Here is an 18,483-nt window from a genome sequence, read left to right as displayed (position 1 = left end):
GTATTACGTTTCAGTAATACGGATTCTTATGGCCAATTACATTTGATATGAACTCACCCAGTCATCAATTTGTGTATCAATCTGCTTAATACATTTTAGAGATTTAGAATGCTTAAGTTTAGAGAAAAACTTAATATTATTATGACTTGATGCTGAAGATATCTTATCTTCCAGAAAAGGTAACTGATTTCTAAGTTCTTTTAAAATCTCTTTTAGATAGCCGAAAGATAATTTTCCTGTTGCAAAACGCTTATCAAAGTCTTCTATGATATTTTTTACAATTTCGTATTGATCAGCCAGAGTGAATAATGATTCCCTTATAGTCTGGTATTCTTTTTGAACATCTATTGCAGTATAGGCTTCGATTATTTTTTGATAATAGTCTTCTTCTTTCTCTGGCTGCAATGTAATCTGACATATATCTGCTAACTTTTGTATTTCTGTTTGCGTAGTTACAAAAAAATATTTACTATCTTTATTTAAATTTGCTTTGCCAATTTTTTCTAAAATAGCAGGTATAACCTGATTTAAATCTTGATCTTCAGTTAAAAAACATCGTTGCCCGACAATGATTTTTTGTGCTTTTAATTCTCTTTGTAATTGAATATAGCCTTTTTGTTCCCTTTTATCTGTGTCGATAAACCATACTTCGTCAAATAGCTTCAATGTGGAAATAAAGGCCTGGGCATATCTTTTTTGATTTTCTGTTGCAGTAGGCAAAGAAATAGTTGTTCCTAATTTTTTATCAAAAACTTTTTCTGCTGAAATTGTATTAGTTGGATGCAAATAGGAATTAATAAGATCAAAAGTAGGTGTTAAAAAGCTTAAAAAATTTAAATTATCTGGTTGAAGAGTTTTAATTGCTTCATTTTTTATAAGATGGTTATAAGGTTTTTCTTCAACAGGTTGCTCTTTATGTCTATCCTCTTTAGTTCCATGTAAACAATGTAAAAATTCATCGACAGAGAATAAAGCAATTTTTCTAAATGGCCTTGGCAATAAATTGGAGCAGGAAGATTGTAATTTTTCAAAGTATTGAATTGTTTGTTCAATTAAAGGCCGATTTGCTGGCTCATCATTAGCCATACGAGAATAACAATATTTATAAAGTTTATAGTAAAGCTGATTGTCTTTAATGTGAGACAAGTGATAATTATTTAAATCTAATAAATGAAGAAAGGTTTTACCAAGAGCGTAAATATCAGTTGCTTCATTATAGTGTGTTTTAAAAAGTAATTCGGGCGCTACATATCCCATAGTATAGATTTCTTTCTCGAGCTTTTTGGTGACAAAAAGGCTTTTCTTTCTTGAACCACCTAAGTCAATAATAGTTGCTTTATTTTTTTCAAAAGAATAGAAAATATTCTTTGGTTTTAGATCCTTATGTATTATGTTTTTATTTTTGAGTTTCTTATATTCTTTGGATACTTGTAGGATGATTTCAATCCATTTACTAATAGGTAAATTATAATTGCCTCGTGCTAATTCATCTAGAGGAATGCCATCAGCTAGTTTCATTAAGAGATTAGCCTGGCGAGGGGACCACCACGTTGCAGCGCCATTTCTATTTTGTCTTTGTTGATATTTAACAAAGGAATTTTCTTTATGCATAGGCAGTGTTCGTTCAAGATATCCTAAAGCTAAATCAACTTTCTGCAATAATACGTATTCATTGTGTTTTTTATCAACTACAGTTAGCTTTAAAATTGCCCATTCACCGGACTTAAGATTTTGTACTAGCTTTACATAACCAAATCCCCCTGAACCGACATGCTTATTTTGTTTGGCACCATAATAAATAGCATAATAATTTTTATTAAAAACAATGATATCGTAAGGTGTATTTAATTCAGCTTTTTTAAATCGCTGGGCAAAAGGTTTCTTTTTAAAAATCTTATGAGACTTGTTTTTAATAATTTCAATATCTTTAATAGCTTGAGCAATTTGTTGATTAGTTAATAGTTTATTATCAGGGGAGAGGTCTTCTAAATTTACTTTAAGTGGAATATAAGGAAGGGTAATTTCATCAATCCTTGATGATGGCATTATAGCACTCCTGTAGGGGTTAATTTTAATTAGCTTTCATTAACTATAGGCCAGTTTTAAGGTCATGAATAATAAGGACTATTCATTTAACTATTAAAATACAGTACAGAGCAAGTATAGCCCTGTCGCGCCGCGAAGCACTATTAGCTATATTGGCTGTATTAAATCTATATTGGTTAAATAATGAGTTAAAAGTATTGAATAAATCAATCTGATCCTATAAGTTTCTATTAATCTCAATTAAAAACTAAGAGGTTATTATTATGTCAACTTATTTTGATCCTATTATGCAACAAGAGACAATACTTGATGAAAACACCATTGTTTACTTAGTAAAAATTGGTGATAATAAATTCTGCATTAAAGCAATTTCATCAGGATTAGAACTTCTTCCCAGTGACCCAACCACGCATGCCACGGAATATTGGCCTGTTCCTATAGAGTCTTTAATTAATCAAGCAAATAGTCAGTTGCTTTTTGAAAAAGATAAATTAACTGATAAACCACTAACTAAAGAACAAGTAATAGAACTTTTTAAATTTAATCCAAATGAAACACAGCCAAAAAAATTTAGTACTTCTATCAAAGAAGAGTTAATTAATAATTGGGCAAGAGACGTAACCCAGGACGAACTTATGAATGCGGCACGCAACTCTAATCTCTTATTTTTTCGCCCCATTGTTCTTCAGCGACATGCTGAGAATAGCCCTACTCAACAAGTGGATGCTGATTCGATACCATCTTCTCTTCTTATGCTTTTAGTACCTCGTATCGTTAATAACCAGCAAGATCAAATAGCATTGCTACTATTTAATATATTTTTAGTCCAGGCGAATCAAACCCAAGAGCCTGAACCAGAAAATGAAGAGAGGCATACAAATAATATGTAATATTAACAAAAAATTTAAATACTATCTTTAATAATAAAGTCGAGCTTTTTGCTCGACATCTCTAGCTACTATTAAGTTCTCATGTACTTATTAACATCAGTTAAGTCTATAAGATATCTAAAGACTGCTGAATTGCTGTAGGTATAATATTTACTTCTTGCCAAAAGATAGGGAATAGTAGGCGGCTTTTTTTACCTTTGTATTTTATAAAAAAGGATTTTACTGAGAAAATATAGTTTAGCGGTATTAGGTACTGTTAAGCGGATTTTAGGAGCAAGGTCTTCTTCTGTCATAAAAATTGAATAATTGGTGTGAAATTTATAATTAGTTTGTTAATTAATCTCTGTTAAATTAACTACTCTTGCTAAAACGAGTAGACTGAATCTTTATTTTTTTGCGATCTGGGCCAGGTTCTTCTTGCGCTGTAGGGGATATTTTATTTTTAATAGGCAAAATGGGTGTTTCTTGTTGGTAAAAGGAGTAACGTTTTTTTAATGGCTTAGACATTACGGCGGGGCTGTCTTGTGGTGTAAGTTGTTTAATTAGCTCGGCTACTTCATTATGTCCCATAATTTCTGCAATATTCTCAGGTTTTACTTTAATGGGTTGTGCCATTTTCCAATTTTGAACAAAATTATAGGCTCTTTGCCGTATATCATTATTATAAGAGTCAACAAATTCTATTAATTGTTCTTTACTAAAATTACAGGCATAAGTGCAGTCAGCTTGATAGCTTAATAAGGCTTTAACAACGTCAAAATGGCCCTGCTGAGCAGCAATAAACAGGGGCGTTTTACCACTATGATCTGGTTGATTTACTTGAGCGCCTAAGTTAGCTAACGTGGTGACTGTATTAAGATGGCCATCATAAACAGCAGTAGCGAGTGGTGTCATACCCATTTCATCCGCTTGATTTAAATCAGCGCCGTGTTTGGCTAAATCATTAATCAGTTCAAAATGATTATACTGAGCTGCAGTATAAACTAGATTAATAGGGTCTGCTTTGCGTTTAGCAATATCTTTGTTGATGGGATGCTCTTGCTTAAATTGCAGCAATCTTTTTTCTAAATAATTACTTCTTATATCCAAATTGGTAAGTACTATTTTTGCATTAAAGGTAATATAATCATCATTATTGGTCCCTGAAAAGCCCCTTATAATGTTTGCTGCTATTGTTTTAGTATCAAACGTATAATTAGAATCAGGATCCTGATTAATATCTCGATAAGCCCAACCTTGGTCTGGTTTATAAACTAATGCAACAACATGCTTTCGATTGCTTAATAAAAGCCCAATAGGTTGGTCTGATATCTTTTCTGAAGATTGCTCTAGCAAGTCAGCTAGCTGCTCTAGATAATTTTCAACTTCTAACTGATTAAAAATTAAAGGCTCTGAATATAATGTTCTTAATCCCCCGCGCTCTTTTATATCATTAGATGAAGTAAGGGTGGAAATAAGGTCAAGCTGAGTCTGACTTAAGTAGCGCTCTTGATTAAATAAAAATGCCCAATTTTCTGGCTCATAAAATAAGATTAAGCTGTCATAAAAATAACGTATATCAAGTAAATCTTCATCCTCTTTGGTGTGTTCTTGCTTATCTTTTTCCTGCGCTTTTAAAATAGCTTCATATAAAGTTAGAGTTGGTGTCGTTATAATGCGCTGAATTCGCTCTTCAAAGCGTTGTTGCTCTGCTTTACCTAAAAGACTGGCTTCCAGCCAGCGGACTGCAAAACCGTAGCATAATCCTCCAAAGCCATCGTGATAGCCTAAAGCCTGATATAGATTAAAAATGGCTTGATGAGAATACATAATACTATTTTATTAAATAATATCCTATTTGTTAATTATATGTTTCTTTAGATTAATTTATAATTAAGAAGGGCAGTTTTTTGGCGGAATATGATGTTTGAGCAATATTGTTATACGCTATTGACTTAATTAAATTAAGCACTGCCAGTTAAGAGTTAAGAGCCTGTTTTATTCCATAAACAATTAAACATTATTAGATGTAATTCTTATAAATAACTCGAATTGATTAAGGAGGTTATCTTTATTGAGATACTAAAAATCATATAATGATATCGGCAAGAATAAATTTATAGTTTAAAAGGCTTGACCATGACGTTACGTTATACCCTAACCTTGGCAACAAGGAGGCAAAGACTATGAGAAAATGGTATGCAAAAGAGCTAGCGAGCCTTGCGCAAGTGTCAGTACGTACGCTGCATCATTATGACAAGATTGGCTTACTTAAACCTAGTTTGCGCCAAAATAATAATTATCGTTTGTACTCCGAAGCAGATTTATTAAAACTTCAACAGATTATTGCGCTTAAGTTTTTTGGTTTTGAGTTATCTCAAATCAAACAATTGCTTACCAGAAATGATAACGTGTTGCAGAATCTTGCCATGCAATCAAGGTTTTTGCGGGAAAAAGCTGAGTCATTATTGGAGGCAAGTTCTATATTAGATCGCATATCTCATGATTGTAGTAATAATAAATCCGTTCCATGGAAAAAAGTTATTGAACTAATTGAGGTATATAAAATGACACAACAACTTGAAGATGCCTGGGTTAAAGAAATATTTACGCCTGCTGAATTGAAAGAATATGCAAAATTCGAAACTAATATGACATCTAATACTACACCCGAACAAAAAGAAATGTTTGAAAAGAATTGGTTTAATCTCGTTAAAGAATTTAAAGATAACTTACATAAAGATCCAAATTCCAAGATTGGTATTGATTTAGGAAAAAAATTAATGGATTGGGTGAATAATTTATATGGCAAAAAATATGCTCATCTTCGAACTAAAAAATTTGAAAAGGGTTTTGCTCAAGGGAAAGGCTTAGAACAACATGGATTAACCCTAGATATTGTGGATTGGATGGATAAAGCTATAGATGCCTATTGGAAAGAGCGTATTTATAATGTTCTTGATAAAGTTGGAAAAATTCCTTCATCTCAAGTATTACAAACATGGAATGACTTAATGGATGAGATATATGGAGAAGCCAGAACAGTAGCTATTCCAGATATTGTTTTGCAAGATGAGAGAATCAGTCAAGCAGCAAAAGAATGGCTAAAAGCTAACTTTAATCTATAAAACATTTAAACCACGGCCTTTTGTTTTAAAGTGTCGTGGTTATTCACTAAAGGTGGGCTTTTAAAAGCAAATAGATTGTTTTTTCAATAAACTAAAATTCTTACACTAATCTAATAAATATGGTATATGGATTTAATTCTTCCTGGATTTAACAGGTATTTTCTTATTTAAATCAATTAAAACAAAGGCTTAAAAATGAATCATAGATAGAAAGTATATTCAGTATAGCCTTTATACTACTTAGGCTAATAATTAGGGGTTCATTATTGAAATTTAGAGATTGAGATACTTTAATATCTCTTCTTTATTGTTGTCTATACTATGAATTTCTTTAAGTTTGCCCATAGCTTTAAAGCAAATATGATCGACTAAAATCTAACGGAAATTTGATGAACGAGCGTTAATCAAGTTAATTCCTTATTTTACTTAGTTTTTAAGGGTAATCTATACTAGGTTTAGTGGTAGATAATAAATTCCCTTATACGCTTAATAGAATTTAGTCTTTAATGGAGATCATAATTATGACAAGGAGGCCATTATGCGAGTTTCATCTATTGAATCCTCAGTAAATACGACTTATAAGTGGTTAGACGAATTTAAAGAATTTGGCCATTTCCGTGATGAATCACAATGTTACTCAATATTACGTATTGTATTACATAGTTTACGTGATAGATTACCACCTGATCTTGCTGCTCACTTAGCTGCTCAGTTTCCAATGATTTTAAAGGGTGTATATTATGATGGTTGGGATCCATCTAAACCCATTTCTCGAGCTGAAACTCTGGAAGAATTTATTGAGCCAATATCCAGAGAAATGGGTAACCTAAATGTTGATATTAGACAAGCTGTCCAAGATTGCATGAAGTTCATTTATAGCAAACTTGATGGCAATATTGCTGAGAAGGTTATGAATGCATTACCTATTAAGCTTCGTAAATCTTTTTTAAATTAAAAATCTCTTGCTTAATACCATAGTATTGGCCGGAAAATACTATGGTAACAGCAATGATTTCTATATTTAAATAATTTACTTGCTAGTATTCCTACGTGCATATAGCTTGCAAAGGAGAGGGATTTAGGGAGAAATAGGGGAGAAGAGTTAGAGCTTGAGCACTTTGAAATTTTTTATAATTAGCCTACCAAAGTCATTATATTGATTATTTATTTTTCATTTTATTCTTAATAAAGTCTTAATGTTAATTATATATAATTAATGTATTAAAATTAACAATCTAATTTAAATTTAGTTTAGAAAGGTTATATGAAAATTCTATTTGAAGTTCTTCGTGGCGAGAAAGATAAAGAACTTCGTGAATTTGAAGTCGAAGAGGGACTATTTGAGCAGATTAAGAAGATCACTACTGCTAATGGAAGTCCTGCAGATGCGGAAATTCATCGCAAGGATAGGTGGCATATTGTTCTAAACGGCCAACATTATGAATTAAACCCTAAAAATTTTAAAGGCTTCGACCCTTACGAAGAGATTACTAAGTTATTGAAACGGCAAAGTAAAAAGACTCTTCAAAAGGATGAAAAGGCTAAAGAAAATGATCGAGCAGGCCAATCTGAATATCCAATTGTATTTTCAGAAGCAGAAGTCGAGCACATTCCAATAATTCAAATTTCGTTAGACGCTAAAAAAGCATCAGAAACTCCTGGCACTGCTGCATATATTATTAAAAATTTTCTAGAAAAACCCTATCCTCAATTTGCAGCGTTGTCCAAATTAGCGAGAAATTATATACATTTAAAAGGTGTTGACGCTTTAAGAGGTTTTCCAGCCAAACTAAAAGTATTTAATCTAGCAGTATTTACTAAGGCTGTTACAGCTCTAGTTCCAAAACTTGATTTTTCATTCTGTCAAGGATCAGCCGATGAACAGCATGAAAAGCTTTTAAAAAAAATTAAAGAGATAGAAAAACAGCAGAAGTATGTAGCAGAGATACTTAGTTTTATCGGCACTGCTAAATACATGTACGATGACCTAGCGTCTAATTACAGATTTAAACACGATTTATTAGGCAGATTAGGTCAAAAACCTGCGGAATTTGAGGAAGACTTTCAAAAGATAGTTGGTGCTTTAAATAACTTTAAAGTAATTCTAGAAGCTCAAATTGATGAAATCCAGTCAAAATTGGAAAAAATAGAAGAAGAAAGAAAAGAAGAGGAACTAGAAAATTCTATTATTGTTAGGACTTGGTATGCTTCGGCCAATGATGATGAAGGGGGCCATGAAATCTTGGGCATTCCAACAGATGGCCATACCACTGTCGAATTATATAAAAATAAGGACGAACGTATTTATTTAGGTTTTTATGTTCGCCCAAGAACAGAGCGGACAACTGTAGACAACATATTTAAGGCGGTAAAATTACCAACACCTAATGTAGGCCAAGGCTATTTTGTCGATCTTGCGTATGATCAATCACTTGTCGGTAAGACCAAAAATCACAAATTTCGCCGCTGTGAAACGGTAGTGATAAAATGTAATTTTGAAGATGGCCTTGACTTTGATGCTGCTTATAAATGGGCAGAAGAAATCAAAAAAAAGTACACTAAAATTGTCACAAGTGAGAGTGGAACACAAATTCAGGTTATTATCGATGATTATCAATTTTATAGTAATAATTGTGCTTCATTCGGCGCAGGAGCATTGAAGCAAGCAAAAGCCGATGACATCCTTCGCTACTTTGGCAAGACGATTTTCAATATTGATACCCCAACAGGTGTCCGTGAATACGCAGAGCGCCTAGCAGCCCTACTAGCGAGAAAGCGTCTTGAATTGGAAGAAAAGAAAATTATAGCTGGCAGTGAACCGATAAAGAAGAAATATAGCCGTTATATTCAGCTCGCAAATGAAAAACTGAAGCTAATTAATACTATTGATGAACAGCTGCAACCGGCTTTAGAAAGTCTAATTAACCAATTATCTGGCGTAGCAGCAGACGTATCTAGATTGAGTGAAGAAGAAGTTGATGATTATGTCCAGCGCCTATCCATCGATTTGCATCTAATAGTTAATCAATTGTTGCAAAAAAATGATATTGCTTGTGCTGAAGTGGTCGACGTTCTTAAACATTTAATGGAGTTAATGCCAGTTCAGGAAAAAATATTAATTAAAGTAATCAGTACCTTTATACAAATAAACTTAAGTCCCTATAACGCAGCTTTTGCTAAGAAAAATCAACCTGGAGTTTTTAATAAAATATATATTTCAATGGCTGGTGAAGTTTATCGTATTGTCCATTCTGAAAAGAATCTATTTGATAAAACAATTGAAATCAGAACCGCACTCCTTCAATTAAATAAATCCTATGCAAAAGCAATTAAACTTTATAGAAAAGAGAGAGAAAAATATAACGAAGGTGATCAGAAACTTAAGAATTTGGAAGCAGATTTTGATGAGTTAAAAAAATATTATCGGGCCGCTCAAAAACAATTAGTAAACGCATTGGGAGAGTTGCGTTGTGAGCTCTATTTCAGGCCTGGAATTGGTAAGACTAACCGTCATTTAAGTATATTACAGGAGTTGTTTTTATTAGATAAAAAAGTTACGCTTGATTATCAATTGTCATTCCCAATTTTGATACAGAATGCAAAAAATCAACTTATGTGGGCCCATGACGAAGCACTCGAACATCTCAAGGACGATGATAAATCGATGATTCTTATGAAGGCAAGTGACCCGACTGTTACAGCTCCAAAACCCAATATATTGGCGTTTTGGAATTGGCCAAAACGACATCAACATTTTGAATTTGAAAATAAAGCTAAAATTTATCAGATTGTAAATAATGATCAGTTAAGTTGGAAAGCTAAACTCCAACGGATTAATGATTTAGTTTCTGATCATAAACCCAGCGTATTAAAATTTTGGCGTCGAGATGAGCGCCAACGCTATGATAGTATGAGAGCGCAAGCATCTTTTATTTGCTTGTTAGAGGCCTTTGCAGAGGGCAAATTATCAGAAGCTTATTTTGTAGTAGAAATTGAAAAAATTATTCCTGCGATGGAAAAGAGCAGGCGTTCATTGCTTGAGCAATTCAAGAATGACTTTCTAGTAGCTTATCAAGGGCTCGTTGCTAAAGAAAAGACAGATAACCCTAATTCAAAAGCTCAAAAACCGTATACCTATAAAGATATGCTTGGAGAATTATTAAAAACCACTGCAAGTACTAGCCTACATGGCGATATGTTTGAGGATTTAGGTACTGCGTTATATGCAGGTCATCACTATGGCAGATTAAATCCAGTTCCAAAGCCTAAAGTTAGTCAGCCCCCTGAGCTGCCAACACCTGAAGAGCAAGTTGCAATTGAAGTTGGCTTATGGAGACATATGAGTTAAAATTTGCCTTATAATGTACATAATTTCTAAATTATAGCTTTATCTTAAATTTTGCATACTTCGGTGCGCATCCCACTTTAAGTAAATATAGCCCTGAGATAGAGTACGAAAAAATCTAGGTATAGTTCTAGCTAAAGTGGTATCTTGAATTTGTTTCTAAAACCATCTTATAAACTAGCCTCTAAGCTATCAATAAGCTATTCTCGAATCATGATAAACGGATTATAAAAATAAATTTATAAGCTGCTTGTTACTATGAAGGTGTATATCAGTTACCAAGAAAGATTTAAAGGAGAGAAATATGGGAGGAGAGTTAGAGCGTTATCAGCAGGAGCTCGATACAGTATATAAGCCTATTAATGCACGTTTCGTTCATTATCAAAAAGTTATGTTTGAAATAAGAAGTTTATTAAGAGATTATTTTTTCAATGCTAAGCGCCTACAGAAATTAAGAGAGCCTGCTAAAGAAAATGAAATGGTCTTTGATTTCAATCAAATTAAAGGGGCCATGGAAGTGTGCTTAGTTGATGAATCATTCATAGATAATATGATTTCAACTGACTATTCAAGTCTCATAACAGCGTTTGATTCTCAAATTGCTAATTGTGGTTTACCAATAGAAATTCAGAAAGAACAGGGCCTTTACGTTTTTAACCCCCCAAAGGCTTATACGCCTATGGCACAAGTTTTTATGCAGCAATTTACTTATGCTTTAGGTGTTTATCGATTAAGTTTGGGTATTTATGAAATTTATTCCTATATCTTAAGTCATCCCCAAGTACAGCAAATTCACGGTTTCCAAAATTACATTAACTCCGCGCAGAGCTTAAAAGAATTACTCAAAAAAGAAAATGTTGATTTAATTGCTCTGCACCGGCATACCAAAGCACTTAAAAAAGAAATTTTAGGCGAACTTAAAAGTGAGAAAATATATAATGGAATTAATATTTTTGATTCTGATTTAGATAAATTTACTTCGCAATTGTCTGAATTGTTAGAATTCGGCGCAGGTTATTTAGAAAACTGTTATAAAGTATTTCCTAATGATCCCATACTATGGATGCTTCATGATCGCAGCTGGCATAGCTTAATAAAAAATCTTTCAAACCTTCTCTATGCTAACTATTATACCTATTCCACCCTGTATAGCACCTTAGAAATTAAAAAAGAGTTTATTGCCCTAATTAAGAATGAACTTCAACAATTTGATATTATTTCATCAGAAAAAATGGCTTTATTAAAAATAGAATTATTAAGAGAGGCAGCAAAACTTATTAGTGAGTTAAAAATTGACCTACTTGCTAAGCTTGCTGAACAGGGCATTGAGCTTAATGAAGCACCAGCATTTGGTTTGTTTGCTAACTCTTCTTCAAGGCCTAGTATTTACCAATTAATGGCTGACTTTTATAGAGAATCAAGGTATCCATCAGTTGGTGCAAACATGCAAAGCAATATCTAAAAAATAGGCCCTAGCTTATGAGGCTCTGCGGCAGCATAGTGTAGATTCCTGAATAAGCTTAGTGGCCCATTTATTTCATTTTAGGGTAGGTACTCATTTTCTGGTATAATGCTGGAACTGTTGTTATTAAAATATTTTTATAATTATTGATTTAGAAGCTGAATACCTATGAAAAATACAAATTTAATGATCTGTGATGCAACCATTCATCCAGGTGAGAGCGCTAATTTAGCTTTGCCACTACCAGAGTATTATTCGTGTACAAATTTCTATATGCCTATTAAGGTTATTCATGGCAAGCAAGCTGGCCCTTGCTTATTAATTTTTGCTGGCGTTAATGGGAATGAACTAAATGGTATTGAAATTATTAATCGTCTTCTTAGAGCTGATCAATTAAAATCAATTCGAGGTACATTAATCGCAGTGCCTGTATTAAATGTTTTTGGTTTGATTAATAATTCTAGTTCTCTTCCTTATGAAACTAATTTAGAGCAATGTTTTCCAGGTGATAGTGAAGGTTCTTATGGTGAACGTATAGCTGAAGTATTTACGCGAGAAATATTAACAAAAGCTTCCTATTGCATTGAAATTATAACAGGCCAAATTAATCATGATTTATTACCTCAGATTTATTGCGATTTAGATCAACCAGAAAGTAAAAAGCTGGCTAGGCAATTTCTAGCGCCAGTTATTAATCATGTTAAAAAAGACCATTCGTTACGCAAAACGGCTGATGATTTGAATATATCTCTTTTAGTATACAAAGCAGGTGAAGCTAGACGGTTTGATGAGTCTGCTATCAATCTTGGTATTAAAGGTATCAAAAACATCATGGAATCTTTAAATATGATTGATGCAGAAGAGCTAGAAGATTTCAATAATTTAAAACCCGTCTTTTCACAAGAGCAAGATTGGATTCGTGCGCATCGAAGCGGTGTATTAGTGGTTGAAGTGGAATTAGGGCAATTTATTAAAAAAAGACAAATCATTGGTCGAATAATTGATCCTTTTTGTGCAGATACAGGGGAGTCTGTTAAAGCCAATCAAGATGGGGTCATTGTTGGCATAAATCGTAATCCCTTAATTCATGAAGGCCAAAGCATTTTTAAAATAGCCTTCTTTATTGACAATAATCATGCTGAAATGACTTTAGAAGCTTGGGCTGAGCAACAAGAGGCTGTAAACAGTGAGCTTGCATAAACCAACAGCCAAGGCCATTTTAGTCTGGCTAATATGTGTCTTCTTTTATTTATATGAATTTTTGCTGCGTACAATCTTAGGTACCTTTCAGCAGCCTATCATGAATGAATTAGAGCTAAGCCAAGTGCAATTTGCTTTATTAAGTTCAACATCCTATTCATTAATTTATGGCCTTATGCAAATACCTATAGGCATAATTGTAGATCGATTTGGTTTAAAAAAGACCCTGTTTATGGCGGCCTTACTTTGTGCCGTTTCTAACTTGGGATTCGGCTTTGCTACTACTTATCACATGGCTATCGTTAGTCGTGTGATTATGGGGTTAGGATCATCATTTGGTTTTATTTGTTTATTGGTTGCAGTTTACGATTGGATGCCAAAACCTAACATTGCTTTTTTTATTGGTTTGTCACAGTTCTTTGGCACCTTAGGTCCAATGATTGCCGGTGGGCCTTTAAATACGCTTGCTGGCGCCGGGATGGTTAGTTGGCGTGAGCTATTTATTATATTAGCGGGAGTAGGGGCTTTTCTTTCTTTGGCAATTCTACTTTTTGTAGAAAAGAATAAACAACATTCTGGTCATTTTATTATTTTATCTCGGCCAAAAGCTACCTTAAATAATCTTTATACTTTGATTAAGGAGCCGCAAATTTGGTGCATTATATTATGTGGTAGCTTCAACTATTTCAGCCTAGAATATTTATCCGAAAATGAAGGAAAGAATTTTTTAATGCATCGCGGTTTTTCCTCTAATTTTTCATCTTATATGATCACGTTATCTTGGCTAGGTTTTGCCATTGGCTGTCCTATTTTTGGTTATCTCTCAGACAAAATTAAACGGCGGAAGCCCTTTCTCTTATTTAGCGCATTAACTTCTTTTATAGCGTTGACAAGCATAATATATTTACCTGCTTATTTACCTGCTTTAGAAGAAATAATCGCTGTATGTTTTTTTGCTCTTGGCTTAGGCGTAGGTGCAGCAAGTATTGGTATAGTCGTTATTGGAGAGCAATGTAAAACTCATTATCTAGCTGCTGGTTTAGGGTTTAACAACGGAATGATAATGCTTTTAGTTTCGGTAAATGCGCCTCTTATGGGAAGTATTTTGCTGTGGCAATCTCATCAAATGTCCTTGCTAACTGCCTATCATTATTCTTTTAGTCTGTTAGTTTTAATGCCTCTTATTAGCGTATTTATTACTTTATTTGGTATTCGTGAAACTTTTGCAAAGCTTGTAAAGGAAAATACTATTTTAAATGTCAGAGCAAACCAATCAGCAATATAAAGATTTGCAGATTGGCAAGCTTTTTAAGCTCTTAAATTTATAATACTAAATTTATGTAGATTTTAGCTGGCTCTTTAATTCTATTTATTTTAGATTATCAATCTAACAAAAGCCTAAACCTTTAGGTAATAAATGAATTTACTCGAACCCATAATTTGGGGGCTAGTGTTAAGTGCTGATTCGTTTTCGGTAGCAGTGGCCTTGGGTTTTAGACCGCATAAATTAAGTGATTCTCTAAAATTTGCATGTTCATCAGGTGGCGCTGAGGTCATAGCAATACTCTTAGGCGCAATAGCTGGGAAAAAAATTCTTGCTCAATTTAGCTCAATTAGCCACTGGGTTGCTTTCTTATTACTTTTTGCTGTTGCAGCTCATATGTTTTATGAGGGTATTAAAGAGTTAAGAAGTGGAAAGCTGGATTTAAACTTAAAATTTCATAGCTTTATAAAAATCTTAATTGTTTCCATTGCAACTAGTATTGATGCACTGGCTGTTGGGGTTAGTCTAGCGGTCTCTAATAAGCCTCTATTGCCTTATTTAATTCCTATTGGCGGTTGGGCATTTATATCCACAATAGTTGGTATGGCGATCGCAAAGCAAGTACCTAAAAAATTATCAGCAATCTTTAGTATTATTGGCGCATTTATTATCTTTATTCTCGCTTTTACAATAACTGAATAATATTTACAATACAGATAAACTAACGCTCTCTTAGCGCCTCATGTTTGGCTTTAATGAGTGGCTTCATTAAATATTGCAGAATTGTTTTTTCTCCTGTCTTAATGTGTACAGTTGCTGTCATTCCTGGCAAAATATAAAGTTTACGTGACTTACCCAAATAATTTCGGTTAGTTCTTACATTAACTAAAAAATAATATTGTTGTTTTTCAGCGGCAGAGCCTTGTTCTGTAATAGCGTCGGCACTAACGTATTCAACGTTTCCTGGCAATTCGCCATAAATAGAATAATCATAAGCTGTAATTTTTACAGTAGCATTTTGGCCTACTTGTACAAATCCTATATCTTTAGGGCTTATTTTCGTTTGAACTAAAAGGTTATCTTCAAATGGAACAATTTCCATAATCACGTCCCCTGGTTTAATAACTCCACCTATGGTAACAACATTTAGTTTTTTTACGATTCCCTTAACAGGTGAGATAATTTCTGTACGTACCATCTTATCTTTAAGTGAGTTCAGCTGTTCAATTACAATAGCTAATTCAGCTTTATGACTGTTTAAATCTGTAAGTGCTTGCTCGCGAAATGTATCTTTTAAAGTTCGCATTTTAATTTTAAGTTCATTGGCCGCACGTACGCTTCGAAGATATTCAAGTTTTGAGGCATACCCTTTTTTCAGCAGAGGTCCATACATTTTAACTTCTTGTTCAATAAGATCATGGCTATGCTGCAATAAGTTTAATTGCTCCTGAAGAGCACTTCTCCGTTCGTTAAAGAGTCTAGCCTCTCGTTTCATTAATTCTGGATAGTTTTTCAAAATTTTAGGAAAAGTTATCTTATCTTGATTTGCAACCTCAGCGCTAAATCGGGCCACTATCGCTGAAAGAGCGAGGTATTTTTCATAAGCCTGAGAGTAATCTGCTTTAAAGCGCGTATTATCTAAGAGCATAAGTACCTTCCCTTTTTCTACAAGATCACCCTCTTTAACCATAATTTGAACGACAATTCCGCCATCTAGACTCTGTATACTTTTAACTTGTGAAGAAGGAATTACTTTTCCTTCCCCAATGGTTATCTCTTCAATCTTGGCAAAATAAGACCAGATAAGTAGGATAAAAAAGAGGATAATGAAAGTAATTAAAACACCATGCGCTAAGGGCGCAGATCGATTTAGTAATGCTGATTTGCTATCAGAGATAAACTCTTCATCTGTTCCTATAAGAGTTTCTTTTTTAGACTTATTGGAATTTTTTATCTCTTTCATAATGCCTGTTTTTTAGTTTGATTTCTATTGATTGCTGCTAAGACTTGCTCCTTAGGCCCGTCAAGAACAATACGCCCATTATCAAGAATAATAAGCCGGTTTACTAATCGCAACATGGTTAATTTATGCGTAATTAAGATCAACGTTTTGGCTTGTAAATAAGGAAGCATATGATTTATAAGCGCTTGTTCTGAAAGATCATCCATAGCACTAGTAGGCTCATCCATTAAGATAATAGGAGGATCAGCAACTAAACCACGAGTAATACTAATAAGTTGCCGTTGTCCGCCAGATAAGCCTTCTCCACGTTCGCCAATATTAAGGTTGAAGCCTTCGGGATGTTTATTAATAAATTTTATGGCGCCAGATACTTCGCTGGCACGAATAATCGCATTGTCACTTGACCAAGGCATAGACAGAGCAATGTTATCGCGCAAGCTACCGGAAAATAAAATAGTTTCTTGAGGAATATAGCCGATACTTTTGCGAATTTCTGCAGGATCAAGCTGATTGATATCCATACCATCGATATATATTGCTCCCTTTTGAGGTTGATAAAGCTTCAATAGCAACTTATGGATAGTTGTTTTGCCAGAGCCAATATGACCTAACAAACCGATTCGCTCGCCTGGCGTTATTTTGAAACTAATATTATTTAAAGCAGGCCTAGATTGATCAGGGTAAGAGAAGGTCACATCTCTAAATTCTATATCTCCCTTAAGAATTGGGCGAGATATAAAAGTTTGAGCTTCATCTAATTCCGAAGGCTCGGCCATTAATTTGTTTATATCTTGTAAAGCTGTTCTGGCTTGTTGAAAACGAGTAATGATATTAGCAAACTGTCCTAAAGGACCTACTGCCCGGCCTGATAAGATGCTGCAAGCAATTAATCCACCTAAAGAAAGTGTACCTGCTTCTATCTGATAAACACCAACAACAATAGTGGCAATAATAACAAATTGCTGTATAAAATAAGTTACATTAACCATAGAGCCTGATAAAAAGCGTGATTTTAAATTCAAGCGTGAGCTAACTGCGACGATATTTTCCCATTTAAATTGGGCAACACCTTGTGCATTAAGACTCTTTATAGTTTCAAGGCCGCCTAAGTTTTCAAACAAGATACCGTTTTTTTTTGCTGCGGCGTAATTAGCTTCTTTAACAACTTTATGGAGGTTTTTTTGAATAATTAAAGCAAGGCAGATAAGTATGGGAATTGCGATGATACTAACTAGAGCTACTGGAAAGGATAAATAAGCAATAAAAGCAATAAAAATAATTACGAAAGGAATATCAATCAAGGTTGTCAGTGTTGAAGAGGTAATAAAATCACGTATAGATTCAAATTCCCTTAAAGTATTAACTAATTCTCCCGTTGATTTTGGTTTTTTAATTAATTGTAAATTTAAAATTTGATTAAATAACTTACTAGCAATAACAATATCGGCCTTTTTGCCAGTAATATCTATTAGATACATTCTCATAAAGCGAAATATTAGATCAAATAATAAAAGTATTACCATTCCAATAGTCAGAACCCATAAAGTAATCATTGCGTTATTAGGGACGACCCTGTCGTAAACATTCATTGTGAATAAAGGAACGGCAAGAGTGAGGATATTTATGAGCATCGCTCCAAATAAAACATCATAATAAGTAGAGCGATAATCCCACAAAGTTCCCCAAAACCAAGACTTGCTTTGTTTAGTAGCGGTTTCTTGATCATATGTCGTAAGTGGCTGAATTAAAATTGCAAAGCCTGTGTAAACTTTTTCGAGCTCGGCTAGAGAAATGGTTTGCAAATGCTCATGAAATTCAGAGGAATAAATTTCAGCCTGAGTATCAGTATACTTCATAAGTATGCAAGCCTTATCATCTTTAAGTAATAGAACGACCGGTAAAACTAAAGGTGATATTTTAAGGAGTTTTTGCTCTGTTATTTTAGCCATAAATCCATGACGCTCAGCAGCTCGCACAAATAATTGTGGTGTAAGTCGATTATTAACTAAAGGCAAACCTGCTATTAAGTTTATACTTGACGTAGGTTTATGATGCAGCTCACATAATTTAAGCAGGACTGTTAATAAATGATCATCCTTATTATCCATATTTTTCTCACACTAATTTAGTGTAATCTCATACTCAGCTCGTCAAATCTATCCATAGTATAGCGGATAAAGAGTTAACAGGTTATTTAAACGAGGTA

General features: G+C 33.7%; 12 protein-coding genes. 8 read left to right on the top strand and 4 right to left on the bottom strand.

Annotation, left to right across the window (positions count from 1 at the left end; translation table 11 throughout):
- Positions 1–36: 36 nt before the first annotated feature.
- Positions 37–2,046: a protein kinase domain-containing protein gene (locus ACQUW5_RS06065; RefSeq protein ID WP_444990328.1), complete on the bottom strand. Its 2,010-nt coding sequence runs from the start codon at positions 2,044–2,046 to the stop codon at positions 37–39.
- A gap of 263 nt (positions 2,047–2,309) precedes the next feature.
- Between ACQUW5_RS06065 and ACQUW5_RS06060 the strand changes: the two genes are divergently transcribed.
- A complete protein-coding gene (locus ACQUW5_RS06060; RefSeq protein WP_444990327.1) occupies positions 2,310–2,936 on the top strand; it encodes a hypothetical protein in 627 nt (208 codons plus the stop codon).
- 351 nt (positions 2,937–3,287) lie between these two features.
- Here ACQUW5_RS06060 and ACQUW5_RS06055 read toward each other — a convergent pair whose 3' ends face one another.
- Entirely contained in the window at positions 3,288–4,745 is a 1,458-nt protein-coding gene (locus ACQUW5_RS06055; RefSeq protein ID WP_444990326.1) for an ankyrin repeat domain-containing protein, read from the bottom strand.
- A 356-nt stretch (positions 4,746–5,101) separates the two neighbouring features.
- On the opposite strand from ACQUW5_RS06055, the gene ACQUW5_RS06050 reads away from it, so the two are divergent.
- The 7 genes from ACQUW5_RS06050 (at position 5,102) to ACQUW5_RS06020 (ending at position 15,016) form a co-directional block, all read left to right on the top strand.
- Complete coding sequence (locus ACQUW5_RS06050; protein ID WP_444990325.1) at positions 5,102–6,043, top strand: MerR family transcriptional regulator; 942 nt, start codon at positions 5,102–5,104, stop codon at positions 6,041–6,043.
- A 538-nt stretch (positions 6,044–6,581) separates the two neighbouring features.
- The gene (locus ACQUW5_RS06045; protein WP_444990324.1) at positions 6,582–6,998 is read left to right on the top strand and encodes a DUF2267 domain-containing protein; all 417 of its coding nucleotides are present in this window, start codon (positions 6,582–6,584) and stop codon (positions 6,996–6,998) included.
- 309 nt (positions 6,999–7,307) lie between these two features.
- A complete protein-coding gene (locus ACQUW5_RS06040) occupies positions 7,308–10,391 on the top strand; it encodes a hypothetical protein (protein ID WP_444990323.1) in 3,084 nt (1,027 codons plus the stop codon).
- 301 nt (positions 10,392–10,692) lie between these two features.
- Entirely contained in the window at positions 10,693–11,850 is a 1,158-nt protein-coding gene (locus tag ACQUW5_RS06035) for a hypothetical protein (RefSeq protein ID WP_444990322.1), read from the top strand.
- Between the two features lie 168 nt (positions 11,851–12,018).
- Entirely contained in the window at positions 12,019–13,050 is a 1,032-nt protein-coding gene (locus ACQUW5_RS06030) for a succinylglutamate desuccinylase/aspartoacylase family protein (RefSeq protein ID WP_444990321.1), read from the top strand.
- Positions 13,037–14,335 (top strand): MFS transporter, encoded by a 1,299-nt coding sequence (locus ACQUW5_RS06025; RefSeq protein ID WP_444990320.1) that lies wholly within the window; start codon positions 13,037–13,039, stop codon positions 14,333–14,335. The genes ACQUW5_RS06030 and ACQUW5_RS06025 overlap by 14 nt, the downstream gene beginning before the upstream one ends.
- Before the next feature lie 132 nt (positions 14,336–14,467).
- Positions 14,468–15,016 (top strand): manganese efflux pump MntP, encoded by a 549-nt coding sequence (locus tag ACQUW5_RS06020; protein ID WP_444990319.1) that lies wholly within the window; start codon positions 14,468–14,470, stop codon positions 15,014–15,016.
- A gap of 19 nt (positions 15,017–15,035) precedes the next feature.
- Here the strand turns inward: ACQUW5_RS06020 and ACQUW5_RS06015 are convergent, their stop codons facing one another.
- Both ACQUW5_RS06015 and ACQUW5_RS06010 read right to left on the bottom strand, forming a co-directional pair.
- Positions 15,036–16,277 (bottom strand): HlyD family type I secretion periplasmic adaptor subunit, encoded by a 1,242-nt coding sequence (locus tag ACQUW5_RS06015; RefSeq protein ID WP_444990318.1) that lies wholly within the window; start codon positions 16,275–16,277, stop codon positions 15,036–15,038.
- On the bottom strand, positions 16,274–18,385 hold the full coding sequence (locus ACQUW5_RS06010; RefSeq protein WP_444990317.1) for a type I secretion system permease/ATPase: 2,112 nt from the start codon (positions 18,383–18,385) through the stop codon (positions 16,274–16,276). Before ACQUW5_RS06010 ends, ACQUW5_RS06015 begins: the two co-directional genes overlap by 4 nt.
- Positions 18,386–18,483 lie beyond the last annotated feature (98 nt).

The organism is Legionella pelazae, from assembly GCF_052527395.1.
This window is presented reverse-complemented; position numbering and strand designations above follow the sequence as displayed.